Below are 21,494 nucleotides of genomic sequence, written 5' to 3'. Positions count from 1 at the left end.
GGGGGACTGAACGCGTTTTGTTTATGGGAGTAACTATTGAAAAAGCACGTGCCCCATATTTAATGAGGACACGTGCTTAGCATTAATCAGCGTTTAAGATCCAAAGGAAGAGGACGAAGACAACGGCTAAACCGTACATCATAGGACCAACTTCTTTGCCCCGTTTAGCAGCAATCATCGTCAGTGGGTAGGTGATGAATCCTAGGGCAATCCCATCTGAGATGCTGTAGGTCAAGGGCATTCCCAAGACAATCAGGAAGGCTGGTGCAGCGACCTCGAACTTCTCCCAGTGAATGTTCTTCAGGGATTGGGCCATCAAGACCCCCACAATAATCAAAGCTGGTGCGGTAACTTGGTTTGTAACCACAGCCAGTAGTGGGGAGAAGAAGGCGCCGAGGACGAAGAGGATGGCCGTTACGATAGCCGTGAAGCCGGAGCGACCACCGACGGCGATTCCGGCGGAGGACTCAACGAAGGCCCCCATTGGGGAAGTTCCAAGTAAGGAGCCGGCAACCATTGTTGTGGAGTCAGCCATCAGAGCCTTACCAATACGAGGAATCTTGTTGTTTTTAACCAAGCCAGCTTGTTCTGCCAAACCGACCAATGTTCCCGTCGTGTCAAAGAAGGTCACGAGTAGGAAGGTCAGAACGACGACAACTAACTGTAAGGAGTTGATACTACCAACGTGGGTCAGCCCCACCATAAAAGTTGAACTAATGCTAGGAATACCGGCAACGATATGAGCGGGCATGGGAATCAGCCCCGTAATTAAACCTAAAATTGAGTTAGCGACCATTCCAATGAAGATGGCTCCTGGCACCTTAGCACTCATTAAGACTAACGTAACCAGTAGACCAAAGATGGTCAGCCAAGTACTACCGACCTGTAAGGAACCCAGCGCAACGACCGTGGACTTATCAGGGGCGACCAGTCCCCCCTGGCTCAAGCCAATAAAAGCAATGAATAGCCCAATTCCGGCACTGATTGCCATCTTGAGGTCCCGTGGAATAGCGTCAACGACTTTTTCTCGTAGCTTGAAGGCTGTTAAAATCATGAATAGAATGGAAGCCACAAACACACCGGCCAGCGCCGTTTCCCAAGGAACTTTCATCCCAATGACTACGGAATAAGCGAAGAAGGCGTTGATTCCCAAACTAGCGGAGATGGCAATGGGATAATTGGCGAGGATACCCATCAGGGCACATCCAAATGCGGAAGCGAAGGCCGTGGCGGTGAAGACCGCCCCCTGGCTGATTCCAGAAGCCCCTAAAACTTGGGGGTTAACAAACAGGATGTAAGCCATCGACACGAATGTCGTGATTCCGGCTAAAATTTCTGTTTTGTAATTGGTTCCTAATTCCTCAAACTGAAAAAACTTGGCAATTCTCTGCATCTTATGCGCTCCCTTAAAACTTAGTAGAACACGAACGTTAATTGCTATCGTTCGTGTTTTTCTCTCTAATCACTACTAAAAGAGCTTAACATTTATTTTAAATGAATGCAATTACGAATTAGAAAATAAATTATAAGAATAAAGTTCGTAAATAAAAAGGCAACACCGAAGACGCTGCCGAATAGCATAGCTAGATTTGAATTTAGTCGGGGTCTGCAAGGGATTTTCCACTTGTGGTAGTCTTGAAGGCCGCAAAAGCTGTGTCAATCGTCTGATACTCTGCGGAAGTCAGCGTTATAGCCAGAGCTTGAGCATTGGCCGCAACCTGATCAGCATGCTTGGCACCGGGGATAACGACACTAACCAATGGATTTTGCAGATACCAAGCCAGGATTGTTTGGGCAAGCGTTGCTTGATGGGCAGTTGCAATTGGTTTGACCGCAGCTAAAGCCCGTAGCGCTTGGCTATACCGAGGCTGCTGGAAATCACTGATCTGGCTGCGAATGTCGTCAGCTGGGAATGAAACAGCATCAGCGTATTTACCAGTTAGCAAGCCAGATGCCAAGGGAAGGTAAGGGACGAAGCTAATCTGATGGTCCTTGAGATAGGGCATTAAATCGGCTTCGTAGTCTCGGTGGAGGAGGCTAAATTCGTCTTCCACGACATCGACATAACCGTCTGCGTTTGCATCTTTGATTTGATCGAGGCTGAAGTTTGAAATACCAATGGCTCGAATCTTCCCCTGTTCACGTAGCCGTTGCAGTGCGCCGACCGCTTCAGCTTTGGGTGTTTGCTTGTCGGGAAAGTGGATGTAGTAGATATCGAGGTAATCCGTTTTTAAACGTTTGAGACTGGCATCGACCTGTTGCGTCAGAAAATCAGGATCGTTATTAATGACCTGTTCGCCGGTGGAGAAATCTTGGGCGCCTTTCGTTGCCAGGGCAAAGCTGTGGCGATCGAAGTCGTGCATGGCTTGGCCGACGAGCTCTTCAGAATGACCTAGACCGTAGACAAACGCTGTATCTAGAAGTTGAATGCCGTTGTCGAGACCAGTCTTGACCAGGTTCAGACCGTCAGCATCCTTTAAATTGGGAAACAGATTGTAACCACCGACCGCGTTGGTTCCCAGTCCCAGTGGGGTTGTCTGAACGTCACTTTTACCAATCGTTACTATTTCGTGTGTCATTGTATACCTCCTATTGATTAATGGATATTGCACACAGTATTACACGCTCATTATACCGGATTATTCAGGCCAACGACTGTAAGAAGTTTGTCAGGAGACTATCAGTGATTGGGGACTTTCTGGTACACTGGGAGGCAAGGAAAAAGGAGCGAATAACAGATGACAACTTATGTAATCGTAGGTGCAACGGCACTGGGACAGAGCGTGGCACGGCAATTAATCGCGCGAGCGGATAGTGCTGTTCGGATGGTTCACACTGCCAAGTCCCAATTGGCAGCAGATTTAGCCGCCCAAGTCACAGAGTTTACGGGCGATCTGACGAAGGAAGCGAGCTATCAAGAGGCCTTAAAGGATCAACCGATTGTTTTTTCAGCGTTGACGGGGATGGACGTGGACTTGGCGTTCGAAGCGCTCTTCGATGCCCAATACCATCAGCGTCTACAACTGACGCGTTTTGTCATGTTAAGTTCGGCGGGCGTTGATCAAGAGGTTACGGGTGAGCTGGATTACCCAGGAATTACGGACGTCAAGGAGTACCTTAACCAGCAGCGGTACGCAGCCAAACTGGTTGATGAAGCGGAATTCCCGTATACCATCTTGCGGCCAGTTACGCTGACAGCCGACCCAGTGACGACACCTAAGATTATTAAGGAAGGTGCAGCAGTACCGGCCGGCCATGTTTCACGTGAAACAGTGGCAGCAGTTGCGACACAGATTATGATTAACGGTGGCTATGACTATCAGTCACTGGCAATTTGTTAAACCTTTCGCAAAGTTTTGGGTTTCCCCTGAAATTATTGTTTGTTGCGGGCAATTGTTTGTTAAAATAGGGTCAGTGGGGTGAAGTCATTGGCATTAAATATAGATAGTCAGCAATTACAGGCGATTCGAGAGCGGATGGGTGAGGCCAATCAACGGGCTCACTTCGTTATTTTTCAGTCCGTTGAGAAAAAGACGGGTAAGCCGTTGCGGCTCATCACGGATATTGAAAGTTTTCGGGCAATTCAGGAACAACACGCTGAAGACTCTGAAATGACGATTATCCAAGATATCGTGCCGATCACGGATGCACTGGCGCGGTGGGCAATTGCGGAAAATATGGCAGCACAGCAAAGCAACGATGCTAGTGTCCTGACCGATTTGGAATATTATACCAACGAAGTTTTAAAGGAAAATCATCAGGCCGTTAATCCCCCGGATGACGACCAGAATTAAGTAGCTTAACGATTCCGTTAGGCTGCTTTTTTATAGCGAAAATTGTAAGACGTTTTACGGCGAAATCTTTATCGAAACTGGTAAGATAAAGGTAGCTACAGGGGAGCAATTTTTGAGGAGGGATCGTTATGAAAAAAGAAAAGTGGCATCAGTTAGGGTTACTGGTCGCAATAGTTGCGTTAGTCACGGGGATGGGCGCTTTTCCCGCTCAGGCAAAGAGTGCAGCTAAGACTAAGACCGTCACGTTCGGTCAATTAACGAATAAGAATCCTAAGCGGCTGGCGGCAATTAGACAGGCGGCACGACAACAGATCTTGAAGCAGAAGCACGCCAAAGGCAGCAAGGTTGCAGCGGTCTACAAGGTCAAGTTGCCAAGACATATGAATAAGAAGGCCACGTTAACCGCTAAGGGATTGCGAATGAATTTATTGGCCAATTCATTTAAGGTTAAGCAGATTACGATTCCTTACACCCAATTAAAAGGAAAAGTTCTGAATCGTTATCTGCCAAAGGCCAATCGTACGAAGGCAGTTAAGACGACCAAGATGGTCGCGTTGACCTTTGATGATGGCCCCGACAAGACGCTCACGCCACGCCTGCTGAAGACCTTGAAGAAGTACAAGGTCCACGCCACCTTCTTTGAGACGGGACAGAACGTCAGCCGATACCCACAGATTTCACGGGCAGTGTTGGCGGGTGGCAATGAATTAGGTAACCATTCCTGGAACCATCCAGACTTTAATCGTATCGGTACGGCGAAGACCGTTAGTCAGATTACACGCACCAACCGCGCAATCTATCAGGCAACGGGGACGCTGCCACAGTATGTTCGTCCACCATATGGGAACATCACAGCTGCTGAGGGACGAGCTGTTGAACAGCCCATCATTCGCTGGTCAGTGGATTCCCGTGACTGGGCTTACTTGAATAAAAATAAAGATATTAATGAAGTGATGAAGGATACCCGTGGTGGTGACATTATTTTAATGCACGACATTCATTCACAGTCGGTCGCAGCGGCACCGACGATTATTAAACGACTAAAGGCTAAGGGCTATAAGCTGGTTACAGTTAGCCAATTGTTAAATAATCAAGCTTTACCAGGGCTACAGTACTTTGGTGCTCACGATTACCGCACGGTCGGCAAATAACAAAAAAACGATTGATTCCACGAATTTCGCAGAACCAATCGTTTTATTTTACGCTAAAAATTCTTGAGCGAGTTGTTGGTAAACGTGTTGGACGTGTAAGAACTGGTCTAGGTCGACGTATTCATTGGTTGCGTGAGCTTCATTCCATTCACCAGCACCATAAACGATGACGGGGAAGTCGTTGGTCGACTTGGTAAATTCGGAAGCGTCCGTTGCACCGTGAATAACTTGTAGCTGTGTGTCGCGGCCAAATTCCTGGTCAGCAATCTTCTTCGTTAATTGGACCAGGGGTGAATCTTGACGGCTAATGATTGGCTTAAAACTGTAGTCCACGTGAAGCGTTAGATGTTCGTCTTTTTCCTGATTGAGATGGTCAACGACTTCGTTTAAACGCTGGATAACAGCGGCGTTGTCGAATTCGGGAATAGGCCGGATATTACCTTGGAGTTCAGCTTTGGCTGGAATGCTGTTGACCTGCTCACCACCGTTGAAGACGGTCACGCTGTGAACCAGCGGCCCGAGTTCAGGACTTACCGGTGCATCGTCAAAGGCAGTAGCTTCGGCCGTGATGAATTTAGCTAAATTCGTGACGGCGTTGATGCCCTTCTCTGGCATGGAACTGTGTGCGCCTAGCCCTTGCGAATAGACGTGATAATTGAGGGAGCCATTGTGAGCGTAGACAATATTACCGCCGGTGGGTTCACCAATAACCATGGCGCTGAGGTCGTCCGCCAGGCCCTGTTCCGTAAGCATCCGTGACCCCATGGCACCATTCTCTTCACCAACGGTTCCAATAAAGCGGAGCCGACCATTCAGCCGCGTCTGCTGGTCAGCAAGAGTAAGGAAGGTGATGACCATGGCGGCCAGACCACTCTTCATGTCAGCAGCGCCACGGCCGTAGAGACGCCGACCTTCGATATGCGCACTGAAGGGATCGAATTTCCAATCTTCAGGATCGCCGGTTGCCACGGTGTCCAGGTGACCAGAGAGGGAGAAGACCTTGTCACTCGTCGAATCGCCGATCTCGGCAACGAGGTTACTGCGCCCGTCGGTATAAGAAATCTGCTTGGCAGCGATACCGTGTGCTGCGAAGAGCTTTTGAATGTAAGTGGCGACTTCAGCTTCGTTACCGTTGACAGAATTAATTTGAATCAGCTGTTGTAAAATTTTTATTTGTTCATTATCTTCCATAGGGATAAAGCCTGCTTTCTCATCTATTTTTAATGTTAATTCCTAGTGTAGCACGCTCAGCTAGCGTTGACGACTAATCTGTAAGCAATGCTAAGAATACAACAAAATTTATGGCAAACATATGTTCGCTTTTGTGTTGCTTTGTGCTAGAATATAATCAAGTTAGACAATGAGAGCGGTTGGTCAGCATGTGTCTTTTGACGCGTGTATCATGAGAACCAGCGGTGTACGAAGCCTGCTATTGTGGCGGGGCTGTACTGATAGGCGTCATTAATTAGGAGGTCGGCAAATGAGTTTGCAATTTATTTTAGGTAGTGCAGGACAGGACCATCGGACACCCATGGTGGCGGCAATGGCCGAACAGGTTACCACGAAGCCCGCAGATCAGTGTTATTACATTGTGCCTAATCACATTAAGTTTGAAACTGAAGTTGATGTTCTGACTGATTTAAAGAAAAAATTGGCACCAGATCAAGCATTGTTTGCGCAGACGCAGGTCCAGGTCTTTTCATTTACGCGGTTAGCCTGGTTCTTTATGAAAAATGAACCCGTTTATCAGATTCCTCGAATCTCAACTGCGGGGCTCAACATGCTGATCTATCAAATCATTCAGAGTCATGCGGATGAACTGACAATCTTTCGTGGAGAAGTCGATCGGCCAGGCTTTGTCAGTCAGCTGACGGCGCAGTTGGCCGAATTCAAGGTGGGACAAGTTACCGCTGCGGACTTGATGCGTGCAATTGATCAGCTAAGTACCAACAATGCTGATTTACAGGCGAAGCTCCATGACTTAATGGTCATCTATGAAGCCTTTGAGCAACAAATGTTGGGAAAGTATGTGGAAAACACAGACCTGCTGAATCAACTGGCAGAGTTCTTGACCACTAAAATCGATTTGAGCCATGCGCATTTTTATTTGGAAGGTTTCTCGCAGTTAAGTGCGCAAGAGCGTAAGTTGACGGCGGCGCTAGTTGAACGCGCAGCCAGTGTTACCGTTGCATTGAACTTGGACAAGGGTTACCCACAAGGCTTACCGGATACCACGGCGCTTTTCTTTCAGTCCGGAAAACTCTATCACCAACTCTACAATGTGGCACGCGCCGGCCAAGTTCCCGTAAGAAATGATCAATATGCCCGAACGGCACGGGTTTCAAATGATTTACAAGCATTGGATGGCTTTTGGCAAGCATCGAGTGCGATGACACCACAGCCACAGCCGGTTGACCAGGTGCCAACGCATATTCAGATTGTACAAGCGGCTAATCGTTATGTGGAGGTTTCTCGGGTGGCAACACAGATTCGTCAGATGGTCGCCAGCGGTCAGTATCGCTATCAGGACTTCCTAGTCATGGCGCGTCACTTAGACCACTATCAGACGGTGATTGATCCGATATTTAAGGCTCAAGAGATCCCGTACTTCGATGATGCCGATGTTCAGATGGCGGATCATCCCTTTGTCGAATTGATCAATGCTTTATTCGATGTTGAACGCCGTAATTATCGGTATGCCGATGTTTTTCGGGTCTTGAAGTCAGAGTTGCTCTTACCCCAAGATGAAGATGGCGAACCCATGGCGTTATCTGCCTATCGGCGCGCACTCGCGTTGACGGAAAACTTTGTCTTAAAGAATGGTCTTGAAGGGCAACATCGGTGGACGCAGGCAAAGGATTGGGTCTACATGCGACTCTCAGCGGGGGATGACCAGGTACAGACGACACACGACGAGCAAATTACAGCACAGATCAACCTAATTCGGCAGTTTGTTGCCCAGACACTGCCACCTTTTTTCACGCGGTTAAAGGCTGCTAAAACGTATACGGATGCGGCTGCGGTGATGTATCAATTTCTAGATCGTGCGGGAGTCAGTGCTCAGTTGATGACCTGGCGTGATCAAGCGATTGCGGCCGGAGACTTGATGCGTGCTGGTCAGCCAGAGCAGACGTGGGCGACGTTCTGTCAGATGTTGGACGAGTGCCATAGTATTTTGGGCCCGTTGCCGTTCAATCAAACAGACTTTCAGGCATTGCTCCAGTCCGGCTTTGCGGGGGCTAAATTTAGCCAGATTCCATCAACATTGGATCAAGTGACGATTACCGAAAGTGGGATCGTTCAAGCTAATAATCGGAAGGTGACGTTCCTCATGGGCGCGACGGCCGATGACATGCCGGACAATCAAATCCCGACGAGCCTGTTGGCGGATAATGATCGTCATGACCTGAGTGAACAATTACAGGCGGTGGATGAGGACAGCTATTTACGAGATGACGCGGCGACACAGTTGGCGGGAGAACCCTATCTCAATTATTTAGCCTTTCTGAGTGGTAGTGATCGGCTAATTTTCAGTTATCCGGCTACGAGTGATGAGGATCACAATGGCTTGCAAATTTCGCCATATGTTGAGCGTATTCGGCAACACTTTAAACTACCGATTATTGTGGCACCAGCCGCTCCAAAGGCAGAAATGACCGATATTTTACCGTTTGTAGGAACGCGACGTACGACACTGCGCCATCTTGTGCAGGCGAGTCACGATAGTCAGTTGCGTGAGCAGCCACTGTCGCAGCCATGGCTATATGTGCTCAATGAGCTTAGTCATGATACGAATTATGGTAACTTAACAACAAAGTTACTCGGGAGTTTGAGCTATCGTAATGTGCCAGAGCATCTGACGCCGGACATCGTAACTCAGCTGTATGGTCAGAAAATCAGTACATCGATTTCTAAACTGGAAGAGTACTATGCTAATCCATATGCTTACTTCTTAAAGTATGGCCTGCGCCTACAGGAGCGCGATGTCTTTGAACTTTCGCCAGCTAGCACCGGTGAGTTCTTTCACGCGACCATGGATGGCTTGATGAAACAGATCAAACAACAAAAGCTAAATCTGGCAGATCTTGATGAGCAGCAGTTGCAGGAGCTGACAACGGTGGTTATTCACGATGTATTGGATACGACGACCAATCCGCAATTTGCTATCTTGGAGAGTTCACACCGGATGCTGTATATTCGCCAGCAGTTGATCAAAACGATGCGGCAAATGGCCAAGACGTTACAGGAGCAGAGTGGACGTACCAAGTTGCGGCCGAAGCGTACGGAAGTCCAATTTGGTTTGGGAGATCAGAATGGGCTGGCGGCTCTGTCGTTTGATCTCGGTAAAAAACGTCAGGTGACAGTTCGTGGTCGAATCGACCGATTGGATGCACTAGAACTCAAGGATAAAACGTTCTTGGGTATCGTAGACTACAAGAGTTCCGAGCATAAATTCAGTTACCAAGACGCCTACTACGGTCAAGCCATGCAGATGTTAACGTACCTAGATGCTGTGAAGAAGAATATGCCAGAACTGTTGGCTGGAGAGTCTGGGGACGTGCAGCGCGCGGAGCTGGCTGGGGCGGTCTACTTACACTTGCAGAATCCGATTCTGCGGGCGGCGGATGTGATGGATGACGATCCGCTAATGGCGCTATTGAAGGCCGAACAATACCAAGGACTGCTGTTAGATGATCCTGATTTACTGACGAATTTGGATTCCTTATTTGCAACGGATGATTACCATGGCAGTTCGTTACTCTTCCGCGGTTTACGGCGGGGTGTCAAGGGAAATTACACATCTTACAGCAAGATGCTGGTCAATCCGAGTGAGCTGGATTTACTCTTACAGCACACTGAGGGCTTAATCAAGCGGGCGGCCACGGAGATTTTTGATGGTCACGTTGATTTGGCACCAACGCGGGAGCAAAATAAGACGGCGTTACAATATTCACCGTACAAGTCGATTATGCAGTTCGATCCTTTGCTGACGGAGAATAACTATCGTGATCTGCAGCCACTCAAAAAGGATGACGTTATGACGCGAATCAAGGAACAGCTAGAACAGGAGGACCCTGATGGCAAAATTTGAGTTTACGCCCAGTCAAGACCAAGCAATTCATGAGAATGGGAATAATCTGCTGGTATCAGCCTCAGCTGGTTCCGGTAAGACACGAGTGTTGGTTCAGCGTGTCATTGAAAAACTCAAGGCCGGGACCGGTATCGATGAGGTGCTGATTGTAACCTTTACGAAGGCAGCTGCAGCCGAGATGCGCGAACGGATTCAAACGGCCTTACGTCAAGAGTTAGCGACGAGTCAGGGTGATAGTGACCGCCAATCATTCTATTTACGTCAGCTGAATCAGTTGCCGGTCGCAGATATCAGTACCTTAGATGCCTTTTGCCTGCGGGTTCTACAACACTACTACTACGTGATCGACATGGATCCCGTGTTTCGTTTGTTGGCTGATGAGACGGAGAATGCCTTGCTACGCGATGAGGTCTGGGTCGATGTTCGCGAACAACTCTATGCTGAGGGCGAGACACTGGCAAAAGATGGGGAACAGAATTTGTTTGCCCGGCTGACGGAGAACTTTTCTGGTGACCGTAACGATGATGGTTTAGCCGAACTGGTGCAGCGGACCTATACGTTTGCCAACGCGACCGCAGATCCCGCGGCATGGCTGACCGCTTTGCCAGAACCGTACCACTTAGATAGTGATCAGTTGTCTGCAACCAGCTTTTATCGCGAACAGCTGCAACCGTTGTTCACGGCACAGTTACAGCAGATTCAGGTGGACTTGACCAGTGCCCAGCAGTTAGCTGAGCAAGCAAATCTAACCAAGCAATTTGACCATCTGACAACCGTTCTCAGTAGTCTTAAGGCTACTTTGGAACTAGTGGACCATGGGAGTTGGAATGCACTGAGAGCGGCTGTCAGGGACTTTAATTGGGGCCGGATGCCGAGTGTCCGCAAGACTAACGAAGACTATGCGGTGTATAACCATCTCAAGACAACCTACTATGATCCAGCACGCAAGCAACTTGAGACGCTGAAGAAGGGATATTTGATCCAGCCCGAGGAGCAGGCGATGACCACGATTCGGCGATCTGGCGAATTGGTAGGTGAATTGGCTCGTGCTGTGACAGCCTTTCGGAATGCATATGCGGCTGAGAAACAGCGGCGTCACGTTTTGGATTTTGCTGATGTGGAGCACGCCGCACTTGAAATTTTGACCCGTGATACGGATCAATCACGGCAAGTCGCTGCACAATTACGGCAACAATATGCCGAAATCATGGTGGATGAGTATCAGGATACGAATGGTCTACAGGAAGCGATTCTGACAGCAATCGCGAAACCAGCACCCACCGGTAATTTATTCATGGTGGGGGATGTCAAACAGTCTATCTACCGGTTCCGGCAGGCAGATCCAACGTTATTTATGGACAAGACCGATCGTTACAGTGCTGACCAGCAATCTGGTAAACTAATCGTTTTGGCCGAGAACTTCCGCTCCATGAAAAACGTCGATGATTTTACGAATCTGATCTTCAAGCAGTTGATGGATCGGGAGTTGGGTGAAATTGACTATACGGGAGCCGCACAGTTAAAATTCGGAGCAACGTATTACCCTGAAGATGTGACAAGTACAGCCGAACTATTGGTGTATTTGACGGATGGGGATGAAAAAGCATCCGGTCCTGCCGACTCGGAAGATCAGGAGCCGATGGATGCCACCTTTCAGGTAGATAATAAGCATCAGGGTGAAGTGCTCCTGACCGGAAAGAAGATTCAAGAGCTGATTGCAGCGAAAACACCGATTTATGACCGTGATGCTCACAAAAATCGGCCCATTAAGTACGGTGATATTACCTTGTTGACGCCGACACGAACCAATAATCTGATTATTACAGATGAGTTGCGACGATTAGGGATTCCAGTCGTTGTTAATGATGCGCAGAACTATTTTAAGACCACTGAAATTCAGATTATGATGGCTCTTCTTAGAATCATTGATAATCCCTATCAGGATATTCCGCTGGCGGCAGTTCTACGTTCACCCATTGTTGGGCTCAATGAAAATGAACTGGCAGCGTTACGGATCAATCAGCGGACGGGGGATTACTATCAGGCTGTTTTGCACTACCAGCAAACCTACGCAGCGGCAAGTGCGAGTGATTTTCAGCAGACACTTTATGAAAAGATCAGTCACTTCTTAGAACAGTTAGAGCGTTTCCGCGATGTGGCTCGGCAGAATCAACTGGTAACCTTGATCTGGCAGATTTATCAGGATACTGGCTTCTTGGATTATGTCGGAGGGATGCCGGCTGGTGAACAGCGGCAGGCCAACCTACATGCCCTGTATGAACGAGCGCAGAGCTATGAACACAGTAGTTTTAAGGGCCTGTTCCAGTTTGTTCGGTTCGTTGAACGTTTGCAGGAACGGGACGATGACTTGGCGGGGGCGCCTGTTCAGGCTGCCGAGAACGCCGTGTCAGTCATGACCATTCATGGAAGTAAGGGATTGGAATTTCCAGTTGTCTTCATCATGGATGCATCGCGGCAGTTTAATCGGCAGGATCAACAAGGAAGCTACGTGATGAGTGGCAAGCAGGGAATTGGGATCGACTACTTAGATCCCGTCAGTCGAATCAAGGCACCTAGCTTGCAGAAACTAGTCACGGCTCAAGCCATTTCGCGTGCAAGTTTGGCAGAAGAAATGCGTAAACTTTACGTGGCACTGACCCGTGCGGAATCACAGATTTATATTGTAGGCTCCCATAAGACGAAGGAAGAGGCACTGAGTGTTTGGGAACAAGCCTTCCAGAGTCCCAATCTAGTTTTAAACGCCACGTTACGGGAGAAAAGCACCGCAGCGAATTACTTAGATTGGATTGGGATGTGCTTGATTCGGGATACCAAATTTGAAGATGATTCACAACCGGCTGGTGAATCGCTAGCTGCTCTCGCTGGAGATCCGACCAATTTCAAGGTAAGCTTCGCAACAGCCAACGATTTGGGCCCAGCCCCAGCAGTTAATGAGGCAACGGTTGATTGGTTCAAAGAAACTAGTACTGTGGCTGCTAAGACAGCAGAAACCGTATCCGGGAGTGAGTCGATTCGACAAGTCATGGATTTTAGTTATCCCCATGAAGCAGCCACGCAAACGACGGCCTACCAGTCTGTCTCAGAGGCGAAGCGATTGTTTGAAGATCCCGATAACGCTACGATTGGCGAATATCAACCCGTAGGTAATGGCCAACGCGGCCGGCGGTTCGTGACGCATGATTTTGCCCGACCCGAATTCCTACAGACCGTTCGAGCACCGTTACCAACCGAAATTGGGACGGCGACCCACCTGGTCTTGCAGCAATTGGATGTGACAACCACGCCGACGGTCGCGACGATTCAGGCTAAGATTGATCAGTTAGTTGCCGATCAAGTCCTGACGTCAGAGGTTGCCGCACAGGTACGGGCAGAGTTGATTCTGCAGTTCTTCACCACGCCGGTTGGTCAACAGATCCTTGCCCACCCTGCGGAATTACATCGGGAAGTCCCATTTTCCCTATTGATGCCGGCTAAGAGTCTCTTCCAGGACTTCAAGGAAGCTGACTCACAGGTCTTGGTCCACGGGATTGTGGACGGCTATTTACAAACGGAGAGCGGCATCATCCTCTTTGATTACAAGACGGATCACGTCAACACGAACGCTGTTGAACAGAGTACTACCAAGATTATCGACCGTTACAGTGGTCAGGTCAATCTGTACGCGGCGGCGCTCCAACAGATGACGGGACAATCCGTTACAGCTCAGTATTTGTACTTGCTGACTACGGGAGCCCTGGTTTCCGTGCCTAGCAAACAAGTGAAAGACTAAAAAAATCTCCACCGCAACGACCCAAGGCCATTGTGGTGAAGATTTTTTAGAAAATTAATGATGAATTAAGATCAGTGAAATCAGAATGAAAACCAAGGCGACCATGACGGCAATGACCCCAATTAGGCGGCGATTAAAGTGATGGTCCAGGTGATAGACGTAGCCGAGTACCCCGGCCAAGGCCAAGAAACCGACTACAGTTAGAATGATCAATTTGAGTTTAACGTCGAAATCCGTAGTTAACATGGCGCGCTTCCTTTTCTCTAAGTCGTTGGCATCATTATACCAGAGAACGGGTCAATCGCGTTCCAATAGGAGCGCGATACCCATGCCGCCACCGATACACATGGCGGCGAGGCCACGGTGCAGATCACTGTGAAGCAATTCGTGCAAGAGGGTCACGACAATCCGGGTTCCGGAGGCGCCGAGTGGATGGCCGAGGGCAATGCTGCCACCATTCACGTTGAGCTTCTCGCTGGGGAGTTTAAGGTCCCGAGCAATTGCGACGGACTGCGAGGCAAAGGCTTCGTTGACTTCATAGCGGTCGATATCGTTAACGCGTAAGTGATGTTGGTCCAGAACGTCTTGGATGGCGTAGACTGGTGCGTACCCCATGATGTCGGGATCGATACCATTTTCGTGGTAGCCCGTCAGTGTTGCCAGGTAAGGGATGTTGGCAGCCTGAGCTGCGGATTTGCGCATCAGCACCATTGCGGCGGCACCATCGTTAAGGCCAGCCGCATTCCCTGCGGTCACAGTGCCATCGGCTCGAAATGCCGGTCGCAAGGCAGCTAGTTTTTCCAACGAGGTGTCGGCGCGGACAGCTTCGTCCTGAGTGATCAGCTCATCGCCGACCGGTACCGGAACGATTTCATCGTTGAATTGGAAATGTTGTTGTGCGGCGACCGCCTTTTGTTGCGAATTTAGTGCGAAGGCGTCTTGGGCCTCGCGACTAACGTTGAATCGTTCCGCAACGTTCTCCGCCGTGATGCCCATAGGCACGTTGGTAAAAGCGTCGGTGAGGCCGTCGCGGGTAAGACTGTCCGTGAGTGAGACGTCACCAAACTTGTGGCCCCAACGGGATTGATGGTTGAGATAGGGCGCCTGACTCATACTCTCCGTACCACCGACTAAAACGGCATCGGCGTCTCCCATGAGGATTGCCGTTTGGCCTAGGCGAATAGCCTTTAGACTTGATCCGCAGACCTGATTGATGGTCATCGCCGTGCTTGTGACGGGAAGGCCAACGCTAAGTTCAATCTGACGGGCCACATTTTGACCTAGGCCAGCCTGCAGGACGGTGCCAAAGATGGTTTGCTGAATCATGGCGGGGTCGAGACCGCTACGGGTGACGGCGGCCTGGGCGGCAATGGTACCTAACGTGACGGCTGAAACTGACCGCAGACCACGGCCAAATTTGCCGATGGGGGTCCGTGCCGCACTAACAATAACAACTTCTTCTGCCATGTAAATGAGCGCTCCTTTTTCCGATAAGTCTTCGAACCTTAAATATAACCGACTTTGGCCAATTTGTCTTGAATTTAGACGGGGAAACAGTGAGATTTGGCCATTTCTTAAATATTTTGGGTCTTGGTGTAATGGACAGTGTGACGATAAGGCTCGCTAAACTGTTATTAATAGTCCTCGACAATTATTAATAATTAGTTTCTGTACGGAATAGGGTGGTCGTTCTTTCATAGAAGACAGCCGTTATTTTCCATTCTGCCAGTCATCGCTTATAATAGAGGGTGGAATTCAAGACAGATAGGGGAATTGTAGTTATGGAAGAGACAGATGCAACAGCCGAACTAATGACGCCCACGGAGTTCTTGACCCCGGAGCACTTAACGCGGTTATCCGCAAATCAGCAAAAGTATGCGACCGATATTCTACAGGATGTCACGCAAGCCCGTGCAACCGTTAACTTAGGAACTGGCGCCTGGACCGCACAGCAGGTCAGCGGCACGCTGGCAGCTTTGCCAACGTTGGTCGATCGACCACACGTCTACTATGTCGCAGTTATTCCAGTGCTGATGGCTTACTTTAAGGCTCAGGCTGCTACCAACCTGTCAGAATTACTGGCAGCATTGAAGCAGGCACGGCCAGCCTTAGTGGAAAAGCACGCGGAAGTTGCCGAGGAACAACAAGCTTACGAAGGGGTTGTGACGCTGGTTGAGGACTGGTTAGCGGCGATGGGGACGCAACCGGAAGTTCACAATTTAAGTGCTGCGGATCGGCAACGGTTCGTCACCATCGTGCATACTACGGCGGAATTGATGATTACGGGCAAAAAGCTTCAGCCGGTCGATTGGGATGCTGAGGCCGTTTCATCCATTATGTTTGGCCCCTTCACCCACTTGTTGGATGAAAAGGATCGTGTACCAGAACTGTTCAACCTGGTACCTTTCGCTTTAACGACGTTGTTCACCTACTTAGCTGATCAACAGCAGTTGAAGCAGTCCCAAGAATTGTTGGCGTGGGTTGCGAAGAATCATACAGCCCTAGTTACCATGTACAATCCCAAACTCGAAAGCTTCTATGAAGAACTGGCTTCGGCTATGCGGCGAGCAGGTATCGATGCCAATGATCATGATGCTGTGGATGCCTTCACACGAGACTATTTGAATGCGCATCCCGTGACTGGACGAGAACTATTCACCACGGACCGTCAGCTAACCAAGAAGCGTCCGGCTAAACATTTAAAATACAGCCGTAAGCAACGGCGTAACCGTCGTAAAAAGCGGTAGTAACGAAGTAATGAGATTAAAAAACGTCCAGGACAACTCGTCCTAGACGTTTTTTAGTCGCATAAGCAGTTAAGCTTCAAGTTCATCGATGACTTCCTGGGCCACAACTGGATCTGTGGCGTAGGGGGTATCGACACCGTTGATTTTTTGATAAGCATCCTGGCCTTTGCCGGCAAGAATCACGAGGTCGTCATTCGTTGCTGTCGCAATGGCGTGGTGGATAGCGTCTTCTCGCTGCGGAATAATCGTTGTCTGAACCTTGGTGTGGTCGATATGACTATCGATTTCCTTGGCAATGGCAATGGGGTCTTCGTGACCCGGGTCATCCGTTGTTAAGAAGGCGACGTTAGCGTAATCGTTCAACGCTTTGGCAAAACCCTCGCGCCGGTCCTCACCCTTATCGCCAGTACTTCCCAAGACCGCCGTGATTCGGTGATCTGGGAATTGGGCGTGTAAGAAGTGCAGGAGGGCGTTCATGCTTCCCCAGTCGTGGGCGTAGTCAATATAGACCGTTCCGTGTTGCTTGGTGGTCAACACTTCCATCCGTCCCGGAATGGTGGTGTTTGCCAATCCCGTTTGCATATCGGTCACGTGAGCACCAGCCAAGGCACTGGCTAGAATTGCCGCCGTGGCGTTACTCTGATTGAAGTCGCCGGGAACCGAAACACTGTAAGTCGTTGCCAAGTCGGCAAGTTGTTCAGTGTCCTGATTGACGGACAACCGGAATTTACTAGCGGTCAACGTGGCTTCCTCACTGGTGAGGGAAACCGTCGCGGTGGGCTGGTTGACGCCATAAGTGAAGATGTGGTCGGGCGCCGTCGAGACCGTCGCTGCTGCCAAAACCTCGTCGAAGTGATCGGTATCCGCATCAATGATACAGTTATCCGAGTTCAACATTAGCTGCATTTTGCAGAAAAGATAGTTGGCAAAGTTCGGGTGCTCGTTGACCCCAATGTGATCGGGGGAAATGTTCAAGAACAATCCCACGTTGAATTTCAATCCGTATACACGGTCTAACAGGTAGGCCTGCGAGGCAACTTCCATGACCAGCACCTTCTGCCCGTTAGTCACGGCCTGGCGCATTTCCCGAAAGATATCGAATGATTCCGCTGTGGTCAGGTGGGCCTTGAATTGGTCCTCTGGTTTTGGACCCAAAATGTGATTGATCGTAGAGAACATCGCAACTTGTTTCGGGAAAGCCTGTTCCAGGATATTTCTGGTGAAATACGTAGAAGTCGTCTTGCCCTTGGTCCCGGTATAGCCGATCACGAAGAGGTCATTCTGTGGGAAACCGAAGTATAGCTGGGCGGCTAAGGATAAGGCCTTGCGCACGTCGGTCACAAAAATTCCAGGGGTGGCAATGTCGTAGTCCTTTTCAGCCAAATAGCAACTGGCACCGTTAGCTACGGCTTGGTGAAGGTAGTCCACGGAGAAGTTGAATCCTTTGCAAACAAAGAGGCTATTGGCGCTAACTTTGCGCGAGTCATAAGCTAACCCGTCAAAGGCAACGTCGTCGGATAGTGTTGTTCCCCGATACAGATTGTGTTCCTGGAGGAGCGCTATCAGCTGGTTTACTCTCATTCGATTGCCTCTTTTCGAATTAGTCGTTTGGCCGCATGGTTGGGAAGAGCATGACATCGCGAATTGATGCGGAGTCGGTCAGTAACATCGTCATCCGATCGATACCGATTCCCAGACCACCAGTAGGCGGCATACCGTATTCCATAGCTTCGATGTAGTCAGAATCGATCCCATGGGCTTCTTCGTTTCCGGCAGCCCGTTCAGTATCCTGGGCTTCGAAACGTTGACGTTGGTCAATTGGGTCGTTTAATTCCGTAAAGGCGTTCCCAAATTCATCACCGTTAATGTAGAGCTCGAACCGGTCGGTAAACCGAGGGTCCTTAGGGTTCTTCTTAGCCAGTGGTGAGATTTCAACGGGGTGACCGTAGATGAAGGTAGGGTTGATCAAGTTGTCTTGAACCTTTTCTTCGAAGATGGCGTTGATGATGTGGCCAACCTTCCAGTATGGTTCGCAGTGAATGCCGTTTTCTTCGGCTAACTTCCGGGCGTCTTCATCAGACATTGGTTGCCAGAAGTCGATACCGGTAGCGTCCTTAACGGCGTCAACCATGTGAACGCGCTTGAAATTGGAATCGAGGTCAATATCCTTACCTTGGTAAGTCAATTTCCCAGAACCATTGACCTTGTTGGCCACGTAACGGAAGATGTTTTCCGTTAAGTCCATAACGTCGGTGTAGTCAGCATAAGCCGTATAAACTTCAACCATGTTGAATTCAGGGTTGTGCCGTAAGTCGGTTCCTTCGTTCCGGAAGTCCTTGCCGAGTTCGTAAACCTTTTCCATCCCACCAACGATCAAACGCTTGAGGTAGAGTTCGGTTGCAATCCGCAAGTACAATGGAATATCAAAGGCATTGGAGTGGGTCACGAATGGCCGCGCTTCAGCACCACCGGCTTCAGTTTGAAGGACAGGGGTGTCAACTTCCAGGTAGCCTTCGTTGTCGAGGTATTCCCGGATAGCCTTCTTGATTTGGGTGACCTTGATAAACCGATCAAAGCTATCATGGTTCGCAATCAGGTCCAAGTACCGTTGACGGTAGATGGTTTCAGGGTTCGTCAGACCGTGATACTTGTCTGGCAATGGCCGTAAAGCCTTGGATAAGAATTCAAAGTCAGTGAAACGTAAGGTTAAGGCGCCAGTATTCGTCTTGATGACGTAACCCTTGGCCCCGATAAAGTCCCCTAAGTCTAACGTCTTGTAGAGGGCGTATTTGTCCTCGCCAAGTTCGTCTTGACGGGCGTAACCTTGGACGACACCAGTTCTGTCGAGCAAATCGATAAACCCGGCCTTGCCGCTGCCACGCTTACCGGTAATCCGACCCGCAACAGCAACATAATGTTTGTCTTCCATCAGCTCTTCTTTGTCATACTTGTCGTATTTTTCAGTGAGCGACTTACTGTCGTCAGTTCTATCGAAGCGGTGACCGAAAGGCGCGATGCCCTGTTCTTGTAAATTGTTCATTTTATCCCGACGAACCTGCATCTGATCATTCAGATCGGTCGGTGCGGCATTATTATTTTTGCTGTTACCCATGTTGTGTCCTCCTATTAAGTATTGATTCAAAAGTTCTGTGAATCCAGACCTCCCTTAAATTTAGTTGATTTTAGGTTAATAAGCAAGCCTAATCGCCCGTTAAATAAGGAAAAAAGTGAAAATTGAAAATGGCATTCGGGAAGTTTCGGGAATGGAAACGCTTTACTAAATTAATCGATATATTTTCTCTGGCTAGGTGGTTTCGATACCCCAGGGAAACGTGATAGACTGATGGTTATTGTAAGGAGGCGTTCGACATGTACAAGGTGATTCGCTCACTATGGCCACTGTTACTGCTGGGATTACTGGTCAATACGGCTTATAGTGTGATGTGGCCGTTAACGACGATTTATCTACATAATAATCTTAATCTGAGCCTGGTTGTCAGCGGGGTGATTCTCGCGGCCTATTCGGGATTCAACGTGTTAGGTGGTTACCTTGGTGGGGTCTTGACGGATCGCTTTGATGCCAAACGAGTGGGGCTTGGTCTACTGGGTGGGCTAGTTCTTGATGCGGTGATTGGCTTCTTTTGGAATGGCCGATTGGCGTATCCCGTTGTGCTGATCATCTTTGGCCTGCTGACGGGAGGCATGCTGACGCTGATTACGGCGGTGGCAGCACATCTTAGTCGGGGGAGTGGCCGCGTCTTCAATGTTCTCTATATCTTCATTAACTTAGGTTTAGTCGTGGGGACAGCAAGCATTGGGATTCTATTTCACCACAGTCTGAAACCGATCTTCTTTCTATTAATTCTGTGTTATTTGTTAGCGACCGGCTTGTGGGCTAAATATGCCGGGCGACTGTCGCAACCCGTCCGGGGGATTCGAAAGACAGCGATTGCCTCACAAGCGCCGGTTAAGCGGGCACAGTTAGGCATTATGCGAATCGGACTGGTTCTCGTGAGTTTGACGTTGATGTGGCTAACCTATGCGCAGTGGATGAGTAACGTTTCCGTTTATATTCAGAATCAGGGGTTGGGGATTCGTCTGTACAGCCATCTGTGGGTGTACAATGGCGTCCTCTTGATTGTCGTGCAGTCTTTGATGACCAAAGTCAGTCGGGTCAAGGCTTTACCGGCCCAAATCATCATCGGTTTGGGGGCAATTGGAAGCTCGTTTCTTCTATTAAGTAGTGCAACGGGTACGGTCGTCCTATTTGTAGCGATGACCTTGCTAACTTTGGGGGAAGCAATCTACGTGCCAGGGGTGCCGGCATTAATTAACGCGTACACGATTGGTAACGAAGGTAAGTACCAAGGATTAGTCAATGCATTTTCTTCATTAGGAAAAGCAATCGGTCCCGTAATGGGTGGCCTGATTGTCGGTTCATCGCAAGGCTTTTCGCAGTTATTTTTAATCTGTGCTGTGGTCAACGGCTTAATTATGTTAGTCGTGGCCGTGGGGGTCCTGCCAAGACTGAAAAAAGCGGACGAACCATTATGATCTTTAAATTAGGAAACACACGGTCTACGCTTATCAAAAAAATGCCAGTAAGGTTAGTCATTCGGCTTTTGAAAAAGATGCAATTATTTTGCGATTTTTGTTGACGATTGTCCCTCTGCTTGGTATAGTTATATCCGTTGCCAATTCACGACGACAAGCTAGACCAATTTAAAACATTGAAATTGCTTGTTGACAGACGAATTGATATCATGGTATGATAACTAAGTCGTCGCGTTTGCGATAGCCAATCAGCGAGAAACGTTGTTAAATCAAACTTCTTGTTGACATCACATCAGCAACATGATATGATTATTAAGTTGATTGATACGTCAATTAACTAAGTAGACCTTTGAAAACTGAACATTG

Annotated in this window: 14 protein-coding genes; 7 read left to right on the top strand and 7 right to left on the bottom strand. The window is 48.9% G+C overall.

Annotated features, from left to right (window positions below):
- Positions 1-82: 82 nt before the first annotated feature.
- On the bottom strand, positions 83-1,393 hold the full coding sequence (locus FD07_RS02940; protein ID WP_020088877.1) for an NCS2 family permease: 1,311 nt from the start codon (positions 1,391-1,393) through the stop codon (positions 83-85).
- A gap of 202 nt (positions 1,394-1,595) precedes the next feature.
- Positions 1,596-2,579 carry an aldo/keto reductase gene (locus tag FD07_RS02935; RefSeq protein WP_020088878.1) on the bottom strand — a complete coding sequence of 328 codons (984 nt, stop codon included), beginning with the start codon at positions 2,577-2,579 and terminating at the stop codon, positions 1,596-1,598.
- A gap of 159 nt (positions 2,580-2,738) precedes the next feature.
- Between FD07_RS02935 and FD07_RS02930 the strand changes: the two genes are divergently transcribed.
- The 3 genes from FD07_RS02930 (at position 2,739) to FD07_RS02920 (ending at position 4,945) form a co-directional block, all read left to right on the top strand.
- Positions 2,739-3,341 (top strand): NAD(P)-binding oxidoreductase, encoded by a 603-nt coding sequence (locus FD07_RS02930; protein ID WP_020088879.1) that lies wholly within the window; start codon positions 2,739-2,741, stop codon positions 3,339-3,341.
- Positions 3,342-3,419: 78 nt separating this feature from the next.
- Positions 3,420-3,794 (top strand): hypothetical protein, encoded by a 375-nt coding sequence (locus FD07_RS02925; protein ID WP_027825923.1) that lies wholly within the window; start codon positions 3,420-3,422, stop codon positions 3,792-3,794.
- Between the two features lie 128 nt (positions 3,795-3,922).
- Positions 3,923-4,945 (top strand): polysaccharide deacetylase family protein, encoded by a 1,023-nt coding sequence (locus tag FD07_RS02920; RefSeq protein WP_020088881.1) that lies wholly within the window; start codon positions 3,923-3,925, stop codon positions 4,943-4,945.
- Positions 4,946-4,993: 48 nt separating this feature from the next.
- On the opposite strand, the gene FD07_RS02915 is transcribed toward FD07_RS02920, so the two are convergent.
- Positions 4,994-6,136 carry an ArgE/DapE family deacylase gene (locus FD07_RS02915; RefSeq protein ID WP_020088882.1) on the bottom strand — a complete coding sequence of 381 codons (1,143 nt, stop codon included), beginning with the start codon at positions 6,134-6,136 and terminating at the stop codon, positions 4,994-4,996.
- Between the two features lie 289 nt (positions 6,137-6,425).
- Between FD07_RS02915 and FD07_RS02910 the strand changes: the two genes are divergently transcribed.
- Positions 6,426-10,037 (top strand): PD-(D/E)XK nuclease family protein, encoded by a 3,612-nt coding sequence (locus FD07_RS02910; RefSeq protein ID WP_020088883.1) that lies wholly within the window; start codon positions 6,426-6,428, stop codon positions 10,035-10,037.
- Positions 10,024-13,827, top strand: coding sequence for a helicase-exonuclease AddAB subunit AddA (gene addA, locus FD07_RS02905; protein WP_020088884.1), 3,804 nt, complete (start codon positions 10,024-10,026; stop codon positions 13,825-13,827). Before FD07_RS02910 ends, addA begins: the two co-directional genes overlap by 14 nt.
- 54 nt (positions 13,828-13,881) lie before the next feature.
- On the opposite strand, the gene FD07_RS02900 is transcribed toward addA, so the two are convergent.
- Both FD07_RS02900 and FD07_RS02895 read right to left on the bottom strand, forming a co-directional pair.
- Positions 13,882-14,073 (bottom strand): hypothetical protein, encoded by a 192-nt coding sequence (locus FD07_RS02900; RefSeq protein ID WP_020088885.1) that lies wholly within the window; start codon positions 14,071-14,073, stop codon positions 13,882-13,884.
- 51 nt (positions 14,074-14,124) lie between these two features.
- Positions 14,125-15,294 carry a thiolase family protein gene (locus tag FD07_RS02895; RefSeq protein ID WP_020088886.1) on the bottom strand — a complete coding sequence of 390 codons (1,170 nt, stop codon included), beginning with the start codon at positions 15,292-15,294 and terminating at the stop codon, positions 14,125-14,127.
- 314 nt (positions 15,295-15,608) lie between these two features.
- Here FD07_RS02895 and FD07_RS02890 point away from each other — a divergent pair, with 314 nt between their 5' ends.
- Positions 15,609-16,574 (top strand): hypothetical protein, encoded by a 966-nt coding sequence (locus FD07_RS02890; RefSeq protein WP_020088887.1) that lies wholly within the window; start codon positions 15,609-15,611, stop codon positions 16,572-16,574.
- Positions 16,575-16,643: 69 nt separating this feature from the next.
- Here the strand turns inward: FD07_RS02890 and FD07_RS02885 are convergent, their stop codons facing one another.
- Positions 16,644-18,155 (bottom strand): UDP-N-acetylmuramoyl-L-alanyl-D-glutamate--2,6-diaminopimelate ligase, encoded by a 1,512-nt coding sequence (locus FD07_RS02885; protein WP_020088888.1) that lies wholly within the window; start codon positions 18,153-18,155, stop codon positions 16,644-16,646.
- A gap of 19 nt (positions 18,156-18,174) precedes the next feature.
- On the bottom strand, positions 18,175-19,686 hold the full coding sequence (gene lysS, locus FD07_RS02880; protein WP_020088889.1) for a lysine--tRNA ligase: 1,512 nt from the start codon (positions 19,684-19,686) through the stop codon (positions 18,175-18,177).
- A gap of 257 nt (positions 19,687-19,943) precedes the next feature.
- Between lysS and FD07_RS02875 the strand changes: the two genes are divergently transcribed.
- Positions 19,944-21,128: an MFS transporter gene (locus tag FD07_RS02875; RefSeq protein ID WP_020088890.1), complete on the top strand. Its 1,185-nt coding sequence runs from the start codon at positions 19,944-19,946 to the stop codon at positions 21,126-21,128.
- The last annotated feature ends 366 nt before the right edge of the window (positions 21,129-21,494 follow it).

The organism is Levilactobacillus parabrevis ATCC 53295 (assembly GCF_001434055.1).
GTDB classification, from domain to species: domain Bacteria; phylum Bacillota; class Bacilli; order Lactobacillales; family Lactobacillaceae; genus Levilactobacillus; species Levilactobacillus parabrevis.
Note: the sequence above shows the minus strand (reverse complement) of the source record. Positions and strands in the feature narration are given on the sequence as shown.

Coding starts and splice junctions, on each gene's coding strand:
- lysS (WP_020088889.1), bottom strand. CDS start 19,686: ATGGGTAACAGCAAAAATAATAATGCCGCACCGACCGATCTGAATGAT.
- addA (WP_020088884.1), top strand. CDS start 10,024: ATGGCAAAATTTGAGTTTACGCCCAGTCAAGACCAAGCAATTCATGAG.
- FD07_RS02920 (WP_020088881.1), top strand. CDS start 3,923: ATGAAAAAAGAAAAGTGGCATCAGTTAGGGTTACTGGTCGCAATAGTT.
- FD07_RS02935 (WP_020088878.1), bottom strand. CDS start 2,579: ATGACACACGAAATAGTAACGATTGGTAAAAGTGACGTTCAGACAACC.
- FD07_RS02895 (WP_020088886.1), bottom strand. CDS start 15,294: ATGGCAGAAGAAGTTGTTATTGTTAGTGCGGCACGGACCCCCATCGGC.
- FD07_RS02885 (WP_020088888.1), bottom strand. CDS start 18,155: ATGAGAGTAAACCAGCTGATAGCGCTCCTCCAGGAACACAATCTGTAT.
- FD07_RS02915 (WP_020088882.1), bottom strand. CDS start 6,136: ATGGAAGATAATGAACAAATAAAAATTTTACAACAGCTGATTCAAATT.
- FD07_RS02900 (WP_020088885.1), bottom strand. CDS start 14,073: ATGTTAACTACGGATTTCGACGTTAAACTCAAATTGATCATTCTAACT.
- FD07_RS02875 (WP_020088890.1), top strand. CDS start 19,944: ATGTACAAGGTGATTCGCTCACTATGGCCACTGTTACTGCTGGGATTA.
- FD07_RS02940 (WP_020088877.1), bottom strand. CDS start 1,393: ATGCAGAGAATTGCCAAGTTTTTTCAGTTTGAGGAATTAGGAACCAAT.
- FD07_RS02890 (WP_020088887.1), top strand. CDS start 15,609: ATGGAAGAGACAGATGCAACAGCCGAACTAATGACGCCCACGGAGTTC.
- FD07_RS02930 (WP_020088879.1), top strand. CDS start 2,739: ATGACAACTTATGTAATCGTAGGTGCAACGGCACTGGGACAGAGCGTG.
- FD07_RS02910 (WP_020088883.1), top strand. CDS start 6,426: ATGAGTTTGCAATTTATTTTAGGTAGTGCAGGACAGGACCATCGGACA.